The following is a 16,074-nucleotide window of genomic DNA, read 5'->3' on the forward strand; positions in this document are numbered from 1 at the left end:
CGACCTTGCCCCTGTTCTATACGCCCGGAGCCCCCACGCGGTTTCCCGGGCGCCGGTTTCGGCCCGCGGCGCCGATTTCGGGAGGGGGGCCGCTCGCTCCGCGAGTAGGTGGGGCGACGAGGCGCGGGCGGCTCGAATGATTCACTTCACTGCAAAAGCCACCCGCTCGCGGAGCGAGCGGACCACACTACCGAAGTCACTCACGGGGCGCGTGCGGTTCCCGGCGCCTCGCGCTCTACCCCCGCCGGTCGAGCATGTCGCGCACTTTACTGACCAACACTTGGGGCGAAAACGGTTTTTGGAGGAAGGCCTCGGTGCGATCGCAGTGGAGCACGACCTCGTCCGTGTAGCCGCTCATGTACACGACGCGCAGCGCGGGGTCGTGCCGGTGCAGCACCCGGGCGAGGTGCCGCCCGCCCATTTCGGGCATCACCACGTCGGTCACGAGCAGGTCGATGGCGCCCGCGTGCTCCTCCGCCGCGCGAATGGCCTCCGCCCCGCTGCTCACCGCGATCACCCGGTACCCCTGCCCCACCAGAGACAACCGCGTGATCGCGCGGACGGCGTCCTCGTCTTCGACCAGGAGGATCGTTTCCGTGCCCCCGGCGGACAAATGGGGGGCCTCCGGTGCCGGCTCCGGCGGCGCCGATACCGCCGGGAACAACAGGGTGAACGTGGTGCCGACCCCGACCTCGCTCGCGACACTGATGTACCCGCCGCTCTGCTTCATCGCGCCGTGAACGACCGCGAGGCCCAGCCCGGTCCCCTTCCCGACCCCCTTTGTGGTGAAGAACGGCTCGAAGATTTTGGCCCGCACCGGCTCCGTCATCCCGGCGCCGGTGTCGGCCACGGTGAGCCGCACGTACTGCCCCGGTTTCAGGTCCGGGTCGTCGGGCCAGTCGTCCGCCCCGAGCGCGACGGTCCGCGTCTCGATGGTCACCCGGCCCCCGTTGGGCATCGCGTCGCGGGCGTTCACGACGAGGTTCAGGAGCACCTGTTCGATCTGCCCGCGGTCGGCCCGGATCCGGGCGAGGGCCGGGTCCAGGACCGCCGCGACGATGACGTCCTCGCCGACGAGCCGGAGCAGCTTGACGGACTCGCCCACGAGCGCGTTGAGGTCGAGCACCTTCGGCTCGATCATCGCCTTGCGGCTGTACGCGAGCAGTTGTTGGGTGAGGCGCGCGGCCCGCTCCCCCGCGGCCCGGATCTCGGTCAGCGGGAGCCGGTGCGGGTCGGTCTCGTCCGCGTCGCGCAGGACGAGGTCGCTGAACCCGTTGATGACCGTGAGCAGGTTGTTGAAGTCGTGCGCGATCCCGCCCGCGAGGCGCCCCACCGCCTCCATCTTCGCCGCCTGCTGGAACTGGGCCTCCAGCCGCTTCCGTGCGGTGATGTCCTCGGTGGACATGACGAGCCCGCCGACCGCGCCGTCCGCGCGGAACCACGGGCGGGCCTCCCAGCGGACCCACTGCACGGTCCCGTCGGCGCGCTCGAACCGGTCCTCGTCGCACCGCTCCACGGCCCCGGCCAGGCACCGCTTGTGGGCCTCTTTCCACCGGTCCGGGATCTCCGGGAACACGTCGTAGTGGCACAGCCCGGTCACGTCCGGGAGGGCCACGCGGTAGTCGGTGAGCCAGCGCCGGCTCACGTGGATGTAGCGCATCTCGCGGTCCACCATCGCGATCGGCGCCCACACGTGGTCGACGAACAGCCGGAGCTGCTCCTCGCGCTCGCGCAGGGCGCGCTCGGCGCGCTGGTGCTCGGTGACGTCGATGGCGATCCCGCCCACGAGGGCCGGGCGCCCGTCCGGCCCCGGGATCGGGAACTTGCCCGAGAGGAACGTGACCTCGGTCCCGTCCGGCGCCGCCAGCGTTTCGAGAACCTGGAGCCCCGCCCCGTCCGCCAGCACGCGCCGGTCGTTCTCCTGGAACTGCTCGGCCGCGCGCGCGGGCGCCACGTCGCGGTCGGTGCGCCCGCAGAGGTCGGCCAGGGGGACGCCGAAGACCCGGGCGGTCGCGCCGTTAGCGTACACGTACCGGCCCTCGGTGTCCTTGATCCACGCCAGCCCCGGCAGGTGCGCCATGAAGCGTGCGAACCGGTCCTCGCTCTCGCGCAGGTCGCGCACCGCGCGGTCGCTCTCGATCGCGATGCTGGCGAGGTGCGCGGCCCGTTCGATGAGTTCCCCGAACCGCGGGTCCGGGGAACTCGGGACCCGCGCGTACACGGCGAACGTGCCCAGCACGGTTCGCGGCCCCGGTCCGCGCGGGGCCGCGAAGACGGGAGCGGACCAGCACGCCCGCAGCCCGTGCCCGAGCGCGAGGTGCTCGTAACCGGCCCACAACGGGTCGGTGGCGATGTCGTTCACGAACACGGGCTTGCGCGTGTACGCGGCGGTGCCGCACGACCCGACGCCCGGCCCGATCGCGACCCCGTCGATGGCCGCGTTGTAGGGCGCGGGGAGGTTCGGGGCGGCCCCGAGCCGGAGGCGAACCCCGGCGCGGTCCAGCACGAGGATCGAGCCCGCGGTCCCGGGGAGCTGGCCCTCGACGATCCGAACGATTTCTTCGAGCACCGCGGCGAGCGGGGCCCCGCTCGCGATCTGTTCCAGGACGCTGTTCTGGCGCGCCAGGAGCGCCGCCGCGCGCTTCCGCTCGGTGATGTCTCGGGTGAGGATCTGCATGCCCGTCACGCCGTTCACGACGCACGGCCCGGCGCACGTCTCCACGTCGATGACGGTCCCGTCGAGGCGCCGCACCCGGACCTCGCGCGGTCCCATCGTCACCCCGTCCCGGAGGATCACGCGCTGCCGCGCGACGCTCTCCGTCACCTCGTCCGGGTGGAGCTGGGCGTTGAGATCGATCCCGATCAGCGCGGCCGCCGAGGGCGCCTTCATCATTTGGGCCGTGGCCGAGTTCGCGAACACCACCCGCCCGTCGCAGACGATGATGATCGCCTCCGGCGCCAGTTCGACCAGTGCCCGGTACCGCTGCTCGCTGGCCCGCAGTTCCGCTTCCGCGCACTTCCGATCGGTGACGTCGCGCGCGGTCCCGATCACCCCGATGGTTCTCCCCGCGGCGTCCCGGTAGGGCACCTTCGTCGCGAAGTACGTCCGCGTGCCCTGCGGGGTGTCGATGTCCGTTTCCCAGGTGCGGAGCTCCCCGGAAGCAACGACCGTGCGGTCCTGGTCCATCAGGCGCCGGGCCGTTTCCGGCTCGAAAAGAGCGGCGTCGTCCTTCCCGAGCGCCTCCTCGATCGGCTTCCCGGCGAACCGGGCCGCGACCGCGTTCATCAGCAGGTACCGGCCCGCCAGATCCTTCACGAACACCGCGTCCGTGGTCCCCTCGGTAACGGCCCGGAGGAGCCCGATCGCGCGCACCAGGGCGCGCACCTCGCGCCGCACCATCACGTACAGGAGAGCGGACGACAGGGCGACGAACGCGCTCCCCTTCAGGGCCGAGGCCCAGAACGTCTCGAGCGCCCCCACCCCCACCAACAGGAGGGCGCGGTCGGACAGCCAGATCCACGCGAGCGCGAATAAAAAGTACGCCCCGGCGACGCGCGCGGGCGAGGCGCGGTGGGTCGAGACGGGCGGGGACGTGCGGCCCATTGCGAGCTCCCCCGGAGCGCAAACGGCGACACCCGACCGGCGCACGCGGCGCCGGTCGGGAGTCGAACGAGTTGTTGTGGTCCCCCTGGTGCCCCGTGGGGCACCAGGGGCGATTCGCGTCACCCGGTCCACTTCGCGAGCAGGTTCGCGGTGATCCCCTGGACGCGCGCGTCCGGCCCGTGCGGGCGCCCGTTGTGAACATACGGCAGCCAGTGACCCGGCGGGGCGCTCAAACCTTGTGACCAGAATATTGTCGAAGCGTTAAACACAGTATTGCCCTTCGGACCGGAATAAATCGTCGCTTCGTAGTGGCTCTCGGCTTCCCCGCCGGTCAGCGTCGTGCCGGCCGCGACCACTTCCAGCCCGGCGATTTTGGCCGGATCGCCGTGGAACTCCCACCCGACCAGCCCCGGGATCTTGTCGCCCTTCTTCATTCCCGTGCCCGCGAAGATCCAGTGTTCGGGCTTCGTGCAGGTCCAGTCGCCCGAGCCGTTGAACGGCGTCACCGTTTGCGCGCCGATGAGCGCGGACTCGTTCGGCGCCTCCTCCGGCAAGTCGGCCATCCACGGCTCCTCGCCGGGGCGGATGCCGCCGTACCGCCCCACGCGCTCGATCACGCGGTTCGGCACCTTCGTACCGCTCTCGAGCATCGGCACGACGAAGCAGCACGAGTTGCCCGAGAAGAACCCGAAGTTCACGCCCCGCCGAACCGCCTCCAAACAATTGTCATATTGTCTTCGGCTCCAGTATTCATCGTGCCCCACGGAAAGAAACGCCTTGCGCCGCGTAACGGTTTCGAGCGAATTGTGAACGTCCTCGTTCGCGCAGTAAGTCACGTCGTACCCGTGCTGCTCCAGCCAGTACGCGAACGGGAACTCGAAGAGCAGGAACTCGCCCGAACCGAGTGACAGCGGGTTGTCGGTGACTTGCGGGTACTTCGCATACGGGCGGTCGAAACTGACCCGCACGCCGGACACGAGCGGCTTCTTGTCCGGGCGATCGTTGTCGTAGAGCGAGTGCGTTTCCGGCCACTTGTTGTAGGCCTGCCACGTGTTCGTGCTGCACTGGAAGCAGATGTCCGCCGGGCGGTCGTCGCGCACGATGAAGGTGCAGTAGCTCTGGTAGCGGTGCTTTGTGGCGGAGAGCTTCGCGAGGTAGACGCCACTGAACCAGTCCTTCGGCACCTCGAGTGTGGCGCACGGTTCCCACTGGCACTCACGCAGGCGCTTCGCACCCACGACGGGAACCGGTTGCGGGCGCCCGGCGAGTCCGGGGATCGACTTCATCAACCGCCCGCCCGTACCGCCGTAATAGCCCAAACGATAGATGTCGATGGTGAACGCGGACGCGGGGTCGGTGCTGACGCAGAACGCGATCTTCTCGCCCGCCGCGACGCTCGTCCGCGTGCAGTACCCCTCAATGAGCGACTGCCGGTACTTCGCCTTCGCGTCAAACTTCACGTAGGTGAGTTGCCAGTCGGACGTTCCCGGCTTCTCGTTCTCTGCGGCAACGACGGTCTTTCGGCGCTCGGCACCCGAAACGGGCGGTACGAGGCCCCCGGGCGCTCCCGCGAGCGCGGCCAGGGCGAGGGCTTCACGACGGTTCGGTGTGGGCATTCGCGGTTCCTCGTATTAAGGGGTCCGCTCACGATCCCGCGCCGACGGGCGCGTTTCAACCGGTAACTCCAGTTCGCGAAACGCGCGCCCCCGGGCCTGCGTGCCCGGTCCGCGAGTCTCTACCATACCCCCATGAACCACTACGTTTCGCACCTCGAAGCCGCGATCGACGGTACCGTGCTACCGTTCGGCCAGCTCGCCAACATGCACAACGCGCGCCCAATTTGGGTGCGGTACCACCTCGACAAGATCAAATCCGCGGTTACGCCCGCACAGATCGCCGCCCGCGCCCCGTCGCTGTGGCGCTACCGCGAGCTGCTCCCGCTGCCGTTCGACGTCGAGCCGGTCACGCTCGGAGAGGGCATGACGCCCGTGCTCCACTGCGCACGGCTCGGCAAGCAACTCGGGCTGTCGCAACTGTTCGTGAAGGACGAATCGCAACTGCCGACGGGCAGCTTCAAGAGCCGCGGAATGGCCGCCGCAGTGAGTATGGCGAAGTGGCTCGGTGTGAAGCGGGTCGCGCTACCGACCGCCGGGAACGCGGGCGGGGCCGCGGCCGCGTATGCCGCGCGCGCCGGGCTCGAGTGCTTCGTCTTCATGCCGCACGACACGCCCGTCGTGAACCAGTTCGAGGCGCAACTGTACGGCGCGAAGGCGTTCCGCGTGAACGGGCTCATTAACGATTGCGGCAAGATCGTGAAGGACGGCGCGGAGCGCATGGGGTGGTTCGACCTCTCCACGCTGAAGGAACCGTACCGGCTCGAGGGCAAGAAAACGATGGGGCTGGAGCTGGCCGAGCAGATGCAGTGGGCCCTGCCGGACGTGATCTTCTACCCCACCGGCGGCGGCACCGGGCTGATCGGCATGTGGAAGGCGTTCGCGGAACTGAAGGAACTCGGGTGGCTGCGGGGGGCCACCTTCCCCCGCCTCATCTCGTGCCAGGCCGAGGGGTGCGCGCCGATCGTTCGCGCGTTCGACAAAGGCGAGCGGTTCGCGGACCTGTTCCCGAACGCGCACACGGTCGCGAGCGGGCTGCGCGTGCCGGTCGCGGTCGGCGACTTCATGATGCTCGACGCGATCCGCGCCAGTGGGGGGAAAGCCGTCGCCGGGAGCGAGGCCAAAATCGGCGCCTGGATGCAGCGCGCGAGTTCCGCGGAGGGCATCAGCACCTGCCCGGAAACCGCGGTGTGCTTCGAGATCCTCGAGCGCATGGTGGCCGCGGGCGAGATAAAACCCGACGCGCGCGTGGTGGTGTTCAACACCGGGGCCGCGCCCAAGTACCTCGAAGCGATGCCGTACAACCTGCCCGCGCTCGACAAGGATCGGGTGGACTGGGACGCGATCGCCCGCGCGTAGGGTCGTTCGACAATGCACCTGGCAGCGCCGGGGCCGGTCCGTATGAAGGCGAAGGGGCTGTCGCGTTCACATCCAGAGGGACCGCGTCATGAGAACGGTGTACGTCGGGTGCGTGGGGTTGGTCGCCGCCGCGCTCGTCGGGGTGGCGTGCGCTCAAGAAAAGAAGTCGGCCACCGTTACCATCACGGTACCGGAGAGCGGCTACAAGGAAACCATCGTGACGGTGGACGGGGTCGAGCTGAAGGGGACCGGGGCGACCCGGGAGTTCACCGCGCCGAACCTCGAAGCCGGTAAGGAGTACACATTCAAGGTCGAAGCGCGGATCGAACCGAACAACTACACGAAGATCACCCGGCCGCGCGAGATCACGCTCAAGGCCGGTGACGCGGCGAAACTCGATCTCACGACCGAGGACAAGAAGCTCGACAAGATCGTCGTCCGCTGGGTGCCGACGCCCGTCGACATCGTGGACGAGATGGCCAAGCTCGCCAAGATCGGGAAGAACGACGTGGTCTTCGATCCGGGGTGCGGCGACGCGGTCATGCTCATCCGCCCGGTGAAAGAACTCGGGGCCAAGAAGGGCATCGGCATCGACATCGACCCGAAGATGGTGGCCGCCGCGAAGGACAAGGCGAAGGCCGAGGGCGTCGCGGAGAAGATCGTCATCACCGAGGGCGACATCCTCAACGAAAAGGACATGGCCGGCGCCGCGGAAGCGACCGTGGTCCTCGTTTACATCGGCGACGATCTGGGGGCGCGGATGAGCCCGGTGCTCCAGAAACTGCTCAAGCCCGGTGCCCGGGTCGTGTCGCACCGGTTCAAACTCGGCGACTGGAAGCCGGACCGGACCGTGACCGTGAAGGGCGCGGACGGCGACGATTACGTCCTCCACCTGTGGACCGTGAAGGAAAAAGAGAAGAAGTAACGAACGCCTCTTGGCGAACGGCCGGTGTGAGCCGGCCGGTGGAAAAACAGGCGACCACCGCGGGTTCCACCGGCCGGCTCACACCGGCCGTTCGCCTGACACTTATGCACGGGGCCGGTTCACTTCACCGGTTCGATTTCCAGAACCTCGACCGTTCGCACCGCGAGCTGGTTCCCCTCGCCCACCGCGCTGTTCAGGACGCACACATCGATCTTCCCACCGACCGGACGCTGGAACGCCATTTCAACGGTCGTCCACGTGCCGTTGGTGCCCTCTAGCCGAACTTCCGCGAGCGCGGGGTACTCGTTTCCTCGCGGGTTCCGAACCTGTGCCGTTCCTTGGGCGTCGTTCGCCGTCCGGTACTCCACGCGCACGCGGTACCGCTTCCCGGGCACCACCGGCAGGTTCAACCCCTCGTCGAACTGAAACAGTACCTGGCTGGACAGATCGGCGTTGAGGTTCGTGACCCCGATCCACGGCCGCGCCTCGGTCACGTCGCACCGGAACTCGGCCACCGATTCGTTCTTCCAGCAGTGCAGATAAATCCCCTTCCCGGCCAGCGCCCGGGCGCCCGGGTCGGTGTGCTGCCCGTCCCGGAACGTGGATTTGAACACCGCACTCGCCGGCAGTTGGAAGCCGTAGATCAACGGGTCCACCGGGGCGGCCGGGAGGGGCCAGAGCCGCACATTTTGATCGCGCCCGCCGGCCACCGCGAACCGCCCGTCCCGTGACGGCACGATACTAATCAAATCGCTCCACGGCCCCCCGCGCCAGCACGCGAGCTCGCGCCCGGTCACGGTGTCCCAGATTTTGGCGGTCCCGCCCTCCTCGTTCGGCTTGACGTGCGGCATCGGGCCGCCGCACGTGAGCACGCGCCGGCCGTCGGGGAGGAAGCGCACCCGCTCGACGATGCTCTCGTGTGCGTCGATGCGGCGGATCTCCGTGCCGGTCGTCAAGTTCCACAGGCGGATGGTACCGTCGAACCCGCCCGAAGCGAGCACCTGGCCGTCGGGCCGGAACTCGATCGCGCGGACGTCCTGCGTGTGGCCGGTCAGCCGGTTCAGTTCGCTCCCGTCGGCCGTCGCCCACACCTTGATGAAGTTCGATTCCTCGGGGGCCGGGCCGTCGCCGAACCCGGCCGCGAACTTGGTCCCGTCCGGGGAAAACGCGACGGTCCAGGCCTGCTTCGCCGCCACCTCGAACCGCCGGATCTCGTCGCCGGTGGTCAGATCCCGGAGGATCACGGTGCCGTCCCCGCCGCTCGTCAACAGGTACTCGCCCCCGGGCGACACCGCGATCCCCCACGTCGCCTTCTCGTGGGGCTGGTACGCGCGCACCTCCCGACCGGTCGCCCAGTCGAAGGCCAGGACCGGCATCCGCTCCCCGGCAACCAGGAGGTACCGGCCGTCCGGGGTCGTAGCGCACACCAGTCCGCGTGCGCCCGGTCGGGTCGGGGAGTTATGGAGCCGCGTGCCCGTTTTGGCGTCCCAGATGAAAAGCTTGCCGTCCCAATCGATGGACGCGCACCGGGTACCGTCCGGGGAAAAGACAATGTCGTTGACGGCCGAACTGTGCCCGGTCAGTAACTGGGGTTCGGTCGCCGACGGGAACTGGGGTTCGGCTTCCCCGCCGACAACTTGGGGCTGGGCCGATCTCGCCCCGCCGAGAACCGCGTACAGGAGCCCGGCGCCGAGAACCGGCGCGCACCAAGCGGCGCGCCGCGCGCCGCGGGAGAGGCGCTGGAGCTTCGTCCGCGGCGCGCGCGCGGGGCGGACGATCGAGGTCGTTTCGGCGGCGCGGAGCACGACCGTGATCTCGCTCGGCATATCGACCGGGAGCCACGGGGAGAGCGCGATGATGACCTCGCGGGCCGACTGGTACCGGTCGCGCGGGAGCTTCGCCATCATGCGCGTGACCACCGCGGCCATCCCGGGCGCGACGTCGGGCCGGAGCTTGCTCACGTCCGGCGTCGCCGCCAGTTGGTGCTGGGCCACTTTCTGCGCGGTCGACCCCTGGAACGGCGCGCGCCCCGTGAGGAGCGCGAAGAACGTCGCCCCCAGGCTGTAAATGTCGCTCCGCGCGTCGAGGTCCGCGTTGAGGGCCTGTTCCGGGGAGAGGTAGTCGGCGGTCCCGACGATGACGTCTTCGTCCAGGGTGCCGGTGAGCGAGTCCTTCGGGTTGCAAACGGACCGCGCGAGGCCCATGTCGAGCACCTTCACGGTGCCGTCGCTCGCCAGGATCAGGTTCGCGGGCTTGATGTCGCGGTGAACGAAGCCCTTACTGTGGGCGTGCCGGAGCCCGGCGGCGGCCTGGGCGATGTAGTTCGCGGCCCGGGAGTAGAGCAGCGGGCCGGCCCCGTCGATGAGCGCCTGGAGGTCGGTCCCGTCGACGAACTCCATTACCAGGAAGTACGTTCCGGCCGATTGCGTGATGTCGTGCAAGCGGACGATGTTCGGGTGGTCGAGGGCCGCGACCGCGCGGGCCTCGCGGAAGAACCGCTCCAGCCCGAGCTTCTCGCGCGCCTGCTCCTCGTTCAGCACCTTGATCGCGACCTTGCGGCCCAGGTCCACGTGCTCCGCGAGGTAGACGATGCCCATCCCGCCCTTCCCCAACGGGCCGAGAACCCGGTACTGCCCCAGTACCAGCCCGCGCACGCGCCCGGCGAGGAGCTGCTTCGCCTGGAACGGCGTGAGCACCTCCGCGGTCACGAGTTTTTCCGCGCACGCGACCGGTTCCGGTGGGAGATCACCGGCGACGCGGGCGAGCGCACCGTCGTCGAGCAACCCGCTCGCGCGGATCAGATCGAGAAAATCGGGAGTGGTCATCGGCGCGGCCATTGGGCAATCGCTCGGCAGCAGAGCGGGAGGGACCGTGAAGGCGGTTCGTGGGAACTGTAGGACGGATTCTCACGGATTTCCTAGGGTATTCCCGCGTTCTCGTGTGGGGCGGGAATTGCCGCTTCGCCGCAACCGTTCGCTCGTTTTCGTTCCCTTCATTCAACTCCGCGGGGCTACAATTCGCGCCGTAGCGTGAATTCCCTCGGCGGCACGTGACAGGGGCACTTCAAGTGTGTTCTCGATCTCACCCGACTCGGACCCGCGAATCGGCGATATCCACCCGCTCGCGTGTCGAATTACTCATAAATGGCGGCGCCCGTTCGTAACACCGCCCCGGAACGAACCCGCGAACCCGAAAGTACCTCATGTTGCGGCTTGTGACGCTCCCGTTCCGCTACCTGTGGGCGCTCCCGGTGACCCTGCTCGGGGTGCCGATCGCCCTCCTCGCGCTCGTCACCGGCGGGCGGGCGCGCGTGGAACGCGGCGCGCTGGAAGTGCATGGCGGGTTCGCCCGGTTCTTCCTCTTGCGGTGCCTCGCGGTCAAGGCGTCAGCGATGTGTTTGGGCCACATCGTCCTGGGTCAGGACCGCGCGTGCCTCGACCACTCTCGTGACCACGAACACGTTCACGTCCGCCAGTGCGAGCGCTGGGGGGCGTTCATCGTCCCCGCCTACCTGCTGTCCAGTTTTCTGGCGTGGCGGCGCGGCGATCACTTCTATTTCGACAACCGGTTCGAGCGCGAAGCTTATGGTTTAAACCGTTAAGCGACCGCAGGAATCGTGCCGCTGCGTTTGGTTCCGAGAGGAAACACGATGTTGTTCATGGTCATCGAGCGGTTCAAGAACCGCGATCCCGTGCCCATTTACCAGCGGGTTCGCGAATCGGGGCGCGCGCTCCCCGACGGGCTGCGGTTCGTGAGTAGTTGGATCGAAGTCAACTTCGACCGCTGCTTTCAGTTGATGGAGTGTGCCGACGCCCGACTGCTGATGCAGTGGATTTTGCAGTGGCGGGATCTGGTCGAGTTTGAAGTGGTCCCGGTCTGCCCGTCGCAAGAAACCCGCGAGCTGTTTGCAGGGCCGGGCGACCGGCCGGCGTGAGCCGGCCGGTGGGTCGAGGCGCCACCTCCGGGTGCCAAAGCGCCGGTCCGCGGTCACACCCCGCCGACGGTGACGGGTATCTCGAGTTCGTTCGGGTAGCGCTGAATTTTTAGAGCCGCGGTCGCGCCCGGTTGCAGGTCGCGCATGACGCGCTCGTAGTCCTCGACGTTGTCGATCACCTGGCCGTTAATGGCCACGATCAGGTCGCCGGGCTGAGTGACGGCCCCGCGCGCGTTGAACGTGCAGCCGCGCAGCCCGGCGGCCTCGGCCGGTCCCTTCGGCACCAGCCGCTCGATCATGACGCCGTGGTCGTAGCGCGCCTGGCGCAGCCGGCGCTCGTCGAACAGTTTCACGCCCAGGTCCGGGCGGAGCGAGCGCCCCGACTGGATCAGCTCGGTCACCACGCGGTTCACCGTGTCGACCGGGATCGCGAACCCGATACCCACGTTGCCCCCGTTGGGGGTCGCGATCGAGGTGTTCACGCCGATCAAGCGCCCCGTCTTGTCGAGCAGCGGGCCGCCGCTGTTACCGGGGTTGATGGCCGCGTCGGTCTGAATCACCTTCGGGATCTTGATCCCGCTCGGCGACTCGATGATGCGGTTAAGCGAGCTGATGAGCCCCTTCGTCATGGTCAAACTCAGCCCGAACGGGTTGCCGATCGCGTAGGCCTTCTGGCCCACCTTCAAATCGCCCGACGTGCCGACCGTGATGGGTTTCAGTTTGTCCTTCGGCGCCGTGATCTGAATGACCGCGAGGTCGCTGTCCTCGGCCGTGCCGATCAGCGCGGCACTGTACGCGGTGCGGTCCGCGAGGACCACGCGCAGTTCGGTATTGGGCTTCTTTCGCACCTCCGCGACCACGTGATAGTTCGTCACGATGCGCCCGGACGTGTCCCAGACGAAGCCCGATCCGCCGCTGGTTTGGAGCTCGGTGGGCTGCTCGTCCCACCGGCCCCGCTTCACCATCACCACGTCCACGTTCACCACGGAGTCTTTGACGGTCTCGAAGAGCGAAACCGCTTCGCTCTCCTCGAGATCGAGCGGCGCGGCCGGTACCGTGGCGCGGAGCTGCGCGTTCGGATCGAGTCCGGGCCGCTCCCCGCGGATCTTGTTCACCACATACGTACCGCCCCACAACCCGGCCGCACCCAACCCGAGCCCGAGGAACAGGAACAGCGCGTACCACCCGGCCCCGCGCGCGGGCGGTTCGGCGCGTTGGTAGCGGTCGCGGGGTCTGGGCCGCGGGCGCCGGTCGTCGCGGTCGTCGTCGTCACGGTCGTCGAGTTCGTAGTCGCGCATTGCTCGCGCCCCTCGTCTTGGGTCCGTACTTATACGATACCGCGAACCGGGACCGGGATTCGACCGAATTGAATCCGCCCACAAAACACGGGCAAAAACTCGGTGCGGCGCGATCGGACACGTTGGGCGCTCCGGGTCGTAGCGGCCCGCCGCAGATTAAAACGGCCGGGCAAATAAAAATCGGTCACTCGTTCACCGCTCCCGGACCGTCGGTTACACTGTGCGGGTAACCTCGAAACCGGGGTTCCCACTTCACGTCCTTTGTTCCTAAGAGGTTAGCCATGCGGGCGCGTATTTTAGTGGCGGTGCTTGTTCTGACGGGTACCGCCGGCCTCACACGGGCGGACGAAAAGCCGATGGCGCCTCCGGCGCTCGAGCGCGGGGAACTGGACAAGCGCATCGTCGCGGTCGTGTACGAAACGGCGGTGCTCGGCACGGACCTGTTCAACCCCCCGCGGAGCAACCACGAGGGGTGCGCCCGGCTGTACCAGGGCACGCTGCTGGCCGTCGTTCCGCTGCTCGACCACCGGCCGAAGGCCCAGGCCGCGGCAAAGGCCCGGCTGGAACGCGCCCGGGGCATGAAGCCGACCGACGCCGCGATCGAACTGCGGGTCGCGCTGGACGAGATCCAGAACGAGATCGCCCCGGCCAAAAAAGACCCGAACGCTAAGACGAGCTTGTGGGACCGACTCGGCGGCGAGAAGGGCGCGCGGGGCCTGGTCCGCGCCGCGTGGCTCAACGCCGCCGAGAGCGCGGCGCCGTTCCGCGACAAGAAGATCGACGCCACCAAAGTCGAACAGGCGCTGGTGGCGTTCGTGAGCGCGAACTCGGGCGGGGCGCTCAAGTACAGCGGCGCGGACCTGAAGTCGGCGCTCGGCGGCGTGGCCTTTAGCGACACCGATTTCGACACGCTCACCAAGAAAGTGGTCGAGCAGTTCGAGAAAATCAAGGTGGCCGACTCGGAACTCGTGAGCCTCGGCAAAGCCTGGGAGGGGGTCCGCAAGGACTTCGTCGAGAAGCCGAAGAACTAACGGTTCGCACCCGGTCTGGAGCAGAAGACACGAACGGGAGGCGCGGCGCCTCCCGTTCGCTTTTTTCGGGCCGCCTTTCTCCGACTTGCCCCCACTGATAGGATTGGGACATGAACGAATGGCACCTCGCCCGCGGCTACCGGTTCGCGGGTATTGTGAGCGGACTGCGCACGGAACCGGACCGGCGCGACCTCGCCGTGATCGTGAGCGATACCCCCGCCGCGGCCGCCGGCGTCTTCACCCAAAACCGCGTGTGCGCGGCACCTGTGCAGGTGAGCCGCGACCGGCTCCCGCGCCCGGACGCCCGCGCGATCGTGATTTGTTCGGGGAACGCGAACGCCTGCACCGGCGACCAGGGACTCGCCGACGCCCGGCGCATGACCGATCTCGTAGCGGCCGAACTCGGGTGCCCACCGGAACAGGTACTCGTCGCCTCCACGGGCGTGATCGGGCGCCCGCTGCCGATGCCCGTGCTCGAAGCCGGCGTGCCCAAAGCGACGCGCGAAGCCGCAACCGGGCGCGACGCCTTCTCGAACGCCGCCCACGCGATCCTCACCACCGACACCGGCATCAAGATCGCGTCACGGCGGCACGCCGGGTTCACGGTCACCGGCTTCGCCAAGGGCGCGGCGATGATCGGCCCGAACATGGCGACCATGCTCGGGTTCGTGCTCACGGACGCCGCCGTCGCCCCCGCGGACCTGCACCGCATCCTCAAAGTCGCGGCCGAACAGAGCTTCAACAGCATCTCCGTGGAAGGCCACACCAGCACCAACGACACCGTGTTCCTGCTCGCCAACGGGAGCGGTCCGCCGCTCGCCGGCGCGGAGCTGGAAACCTTCGCCCACGAGGTGCGGCACGTCTGCATCGAACTCGCGCGCAAAATCATCATCGACGCGGAGGGAGCAGAGCACCTCGTCACGATCGAAGTGGAGGGGTGCCGAACGGACGTCGAGGCGAAGCAGATCGCGAAAACGATTGCCGAGAGCGCGCTGGTGAAGACCGCGGTGTTCGGCGCCGACCCGAATTGGGGCCGGGTGGTTTCGGCCGCGGGATATTCCGGGGTAGCGTTTGAAGAGAAAGACCTGTCGCTGTGGATGGGCGACATGCTGCTCTACCGGTCCGGCACCCCGTTGCCGTTCGACGCCGCGTCCGCGTCCGCGTACCTGAAGCACAACCGCGAAGTTCACTTCAAGCTGAAATTCACACTCGGTTCGGGCCGCTGCACGTTCTACACCAGCGACCTCACCACCGAGTACGTGCGTCTGAACGCGGACTATACCACCTGAAAGAGTCTCAAGTCGTAAAGTCGCAAGTCATAAAGTCTCGAATTCGACCCGACTTTATGACTTGCGACTTTACGACTTGAGACCCCAAAACATGCCCCTCATCGAACTCAACGCCGTGACACGCCGGTTCGGTGCGTTCACCGCGCTGAGCGACGTCACGCTGACGCTCCCGCCGGGGCGCATCGGGCTGCTCGGGCCGAACGGGGCCGGGAAGTCCACGCTGCTCAAGATCCTGATGGGGCTCATCCCACCGTCGAGCGGGACCGGCCGGGTGCTCGACGAGGCACTGGGCGGCGACCGCGACGCGGAGGGGAACTGGCGCTTACGGCGCCTCATCGGGTTCATGCCGGAAGCCGATGCCCTCGTTCCCGGATTAACCGGGGTCGAGTACGTCAGTCTGGCGGGCGAACTGTACGGGATGCCGCGGCGCGAGGCCACGCGGCGCGCACACGAGGTGCTTTCGTACCTGGAACTGGAAGAAGCGCGGTACCGGTGCGTCGAGGAGTACTCCGCCGGCATGAAGCAGCGGGCGAAGCTGGCTCAAGCGCTCGTTCACGACCCGCCCGTGCTGCTGCTCGACGAACCGACGTCCGGTCTCGACCCCGCGGGGCGCGACGCGATGCTCCGGCTCGTGAAGGCGCTGGGGGTCGATCACGGCAAATCGGTGCTACTCTCCACGCACCTGCTCGCGGACGTTGAAGCCGTGTGCGAGCGGGTCGTCATCATGGCGGGCGGGCGCGTGCGCGGGGAGGGAACGGTCGCGGAACTGTGCGCGCGCCGGCAGGACCGGTTCCGGGTCCGCGTGCAGGGCGAACTGACCGCGTTCCGCGCGGACATTGAGGGCGCGGGCGTGAAGTTCATCGGCGACAACGGCCAGGGCGAGTGGCGCGTGGCGGTCCCGGCCGGGTGGTCGAACCTCACGTTCTTCCGGCACGCGGACGCACGCGGCGTCGTCATCCGTGCCCTCGCGCGCGACGACGAGACGCTCGAAGAACTGTTCCTGCGCGCCGTGAGCAACTGA

The 16,074-nt window shown here is 68.1% G+C and carries 11 protein-coding genes; 7 read left to right on the forward strand and 4 right to left on the reverse strand.

Annotated elements, in window-relative coordinates; all coding sequences use genetic code 11:
• Positions 1-235: 235 nt before the first annotated feature.
• Positions 236-3,604 carry a PAS domain-containing protein gene (locus tag J8F10_RS36595; RefSeq protein ID WP_210663137.1) on the reverse strand — a complete coding sequence of 1,123 codons (3,369 nt, stop codon included), beginning with the start codon at positions 3,602-3,604 and terminating at the stop codon, positions 236-238.
• A gap of 119 nt (positions 3,605-3,723) precedes the next feature.
• Entirely contained in the window at positions 3,724-5,220 is a 1,497-nt protein-coding gene (locus J8F10_RS36600) for a N,N-dimethylformamidase beta subunit family domain-containing protein (protein ID WP_210663140.1), read from the reverse strand.
• A gap of 132 nt (positions 5,221-5,352) precedes the next feature.
• On the opposite strand from J8F10_RS36600, the gene J8F10_RS36605 reads away from it, so the two are divergent.
• Both J8F10_RS36605 and J8F10_RS36610 read left to right on the forward strand, forming a co-directional pair.
• Positions 5,353-6,576 (forward strand): threonine synthase, encoded by a 1,224-nt coding sequence (locus tag J8F10_RS36605; RefSeq protein ID WP_210663142.1) that lies wholly within the window; start codon positions 5,353-5,355, stop codon positions 6,574-6,576.
• Positions 6,577-6,664: 88 nt separating this feature from the next.
• Entirely contained in the window at positions 6,665-7,501 is an 837-nt protein-coding gene (locus tag J8F10_RS36610) for a TIGR03000 domain-containing protein (protein WP_210663144.1), read from the forward strand.
• Positions 7,502-7,620: 119 nt separating this feature from the next.
• On the opposite strand, the gene J8F10_RS36615 is transcribed toward J8F10_RS36610, so the two are convergent.
• Positions 7,621-10,338 carry a WD40 repeat domain-containing serine/threonine protein kinase gene (locus J8F10_RS36615; RefSeq protein WP_210663146.1) on the reverse strand — a complete coding sequence of 906 codons (2,718 nt, stop codon included), beginning with the start codon at positions 10,336-10,338 and terminating at the stop codon, positions 7,621-7,623.
• 365 nt (positions 10,339-10,703) lie between these two features.
• On the opposite strand from J8F10_RS36615, the gene J8F10_RS36620 reads away from it, so the two are divergent.
• Both J8F10_RS36620 and J8F10_RS36625 read left to right on the forward strand, forming a co-directional pair.
• Positions 10,704-11,102: a hypothetical protein gene (locus tag J8F10_RS36620; protein ID WP_210663148.1), complete on the forward strand. Its 399-nt coding sequence runs from the start codon at positions 10,704-10,706 to the stop codon at positions 11,100-11,102.
• 48 nt (positions 11,103-11,150) lie between these two features.
• Positions 11,151-11,435, forward strand: a complete 285-nt coding sequence (locus J8F10_RS36625) for a DUF3303 domain-containing protein (RefSeq protein WP_210663151.1) — start codon at positions 11,151-11,153, stop codon at positions 11,433-11,435.
• A gap of 53 nt (positions 11,436-11,488) precedes the next feature.
• Here the strand turns inward: J8F10_RS36625 and J8F10_RS36630 are convergent, their stop codons facing one another.
• Positions 11,489-12,733 carry a S1C family serine protease gene (locus J8F10_RS36630; RefSeq protein ID WP_210663153.1) on the reverse strand — a complete coding sequence of 415 codons (1,245 nt, stop codon included), beginning with the start codon at positions 12,731-12,733 and terminating at the stop codon, positions 11,489-11,491.
• Between the two features lie 281 nt (positions 12,734-13,014).
• Between J8F10_RS36630 and J8F10_RS36635 the strand changes: the two genes are divergently transcribed.
• The 3 genes from J8F10_RS36635 (at position 13,015) to J8F10_RS36645 (ending at position 16,074) form a co-directional block, all read left to right on the forward strand.
• Entirely contained in the window at positions 13,015-13,764 is a 750-nt protein-coding gene (locus J8F10_RS36635; RefSeq protein ID WP_210663155.1) for a hypothetical protein, read from the forward strand.
• Positions 13,765-13,874: 110 nt separating this feature from the next.
• Positions 13,875-15,053 (forward strand): bifunctional glutamate N-acetyltransferase/amino-acid acetyltransferase ArgJ, encoded by a 1,179-nt coding sequence (argJ, locus tag J8F10_RS36640; RefSeq protein WP_210663157.1) that lies wholly within the window; start codon positions 13,875-13,877, stop codon positions 15,051-15,053.
• A gap of 91 nt (positions 15,054-15,144) precedes the next feature.
• Entirely contained in the window at positions 15,145-16,074 is a 930-nt protein-coding gene (locus tag J8F10_RS36645; protein ID WP_210663159.1) for an ABC transporter ATP-binding protein, read from the forward strand.

It is taken from the genome of Gemmata palustris (assembly GCF_017939745.1).
GTDB lineage: Bacteria > Planctomycetota > Planctomycetia > Gemmatales > Gemmataceae > Gemmata > Gemmata palustris.

Bases quoted from the DNA above. Each gene is read 5' to 3' on its own strand.
- J8F10_RS36620 (WP_210663148.1), top strand. From the start codon at position 10,704: ATGTTGCGGCTTGTGACGCTCCCGTTCCGCTACCTGTGGGCGCTCCCG.
- J8F10_RS36625 (WP_210663151.1), top strand. From the start codon at position 11,151: ATGTTGTTCATGGTCATCGAGCGGTTCAAGAACCGCGATCCCGTGCCC.
- J8F10_RS36610 (WP_210663144.1), top strand. From the start codon at position 6,665: ATGAGAACGGTGTACGTCGGGTGCGTGGGGTTGGTCGCCGCCGCGCTC.
- J8F10_RS36595 (WP_210663137.1), bottom strand. From the start codon at position 3,604: ATGGGCCGCACGTCCCCGCCCGTCTCGACCCACCGCGCCTCGCCCGCG.
- J8F10_RS36605 (WP_210663142.1), top strand. From the start codon at position 5,353: ATGAACCACTACGTTTCGCACCTCGAAGCCGCGATCGACGGTACCGTG.
- argJ (WP_210663157.1), top strand. From the start codon at position 13,875: ATGAACGAATGGCACCTCGCCCGCGGCTACCGGTTCGCGGGTATTGTG.
- J8F10_RS36635 (WP_210663155.1), top strand. From the start codon at position 13,015: ATGCGGGCGCGTATTTTAGTGGCGGTGCTTGTTCTGACGGGTACCGCC.
- J8F10_RS36645 (WP_210663159.1), top strand. From the start codon at position 15,145: ATGCCCCTCATCGAACTCAACGCCGTGACACGCCGGTTCGGTGCGTTC.
- J8F10_RS36615 (WP_210663146.1), bottom strand. From the start codon at position 10,338: ATGGCCGCGCCGATGACCACTCCCGATTTTCTCGATCTGATCCGCGCG.
- J8F10_RS36630 (WP_210663153.1), bottom strand. From the start codon at position 12,733: ATGCGCGACTACGAACTCGACGACCGTGACGACGACGACCGCGACGAC.
- J8F10_RS36600 (WP_210663140.1), bottom strand. From the start codon at position 5,220: ATGCCCACACCGAACCGTCGTGAAGCCCTCGCCCTGGCCGCGCTCGCG.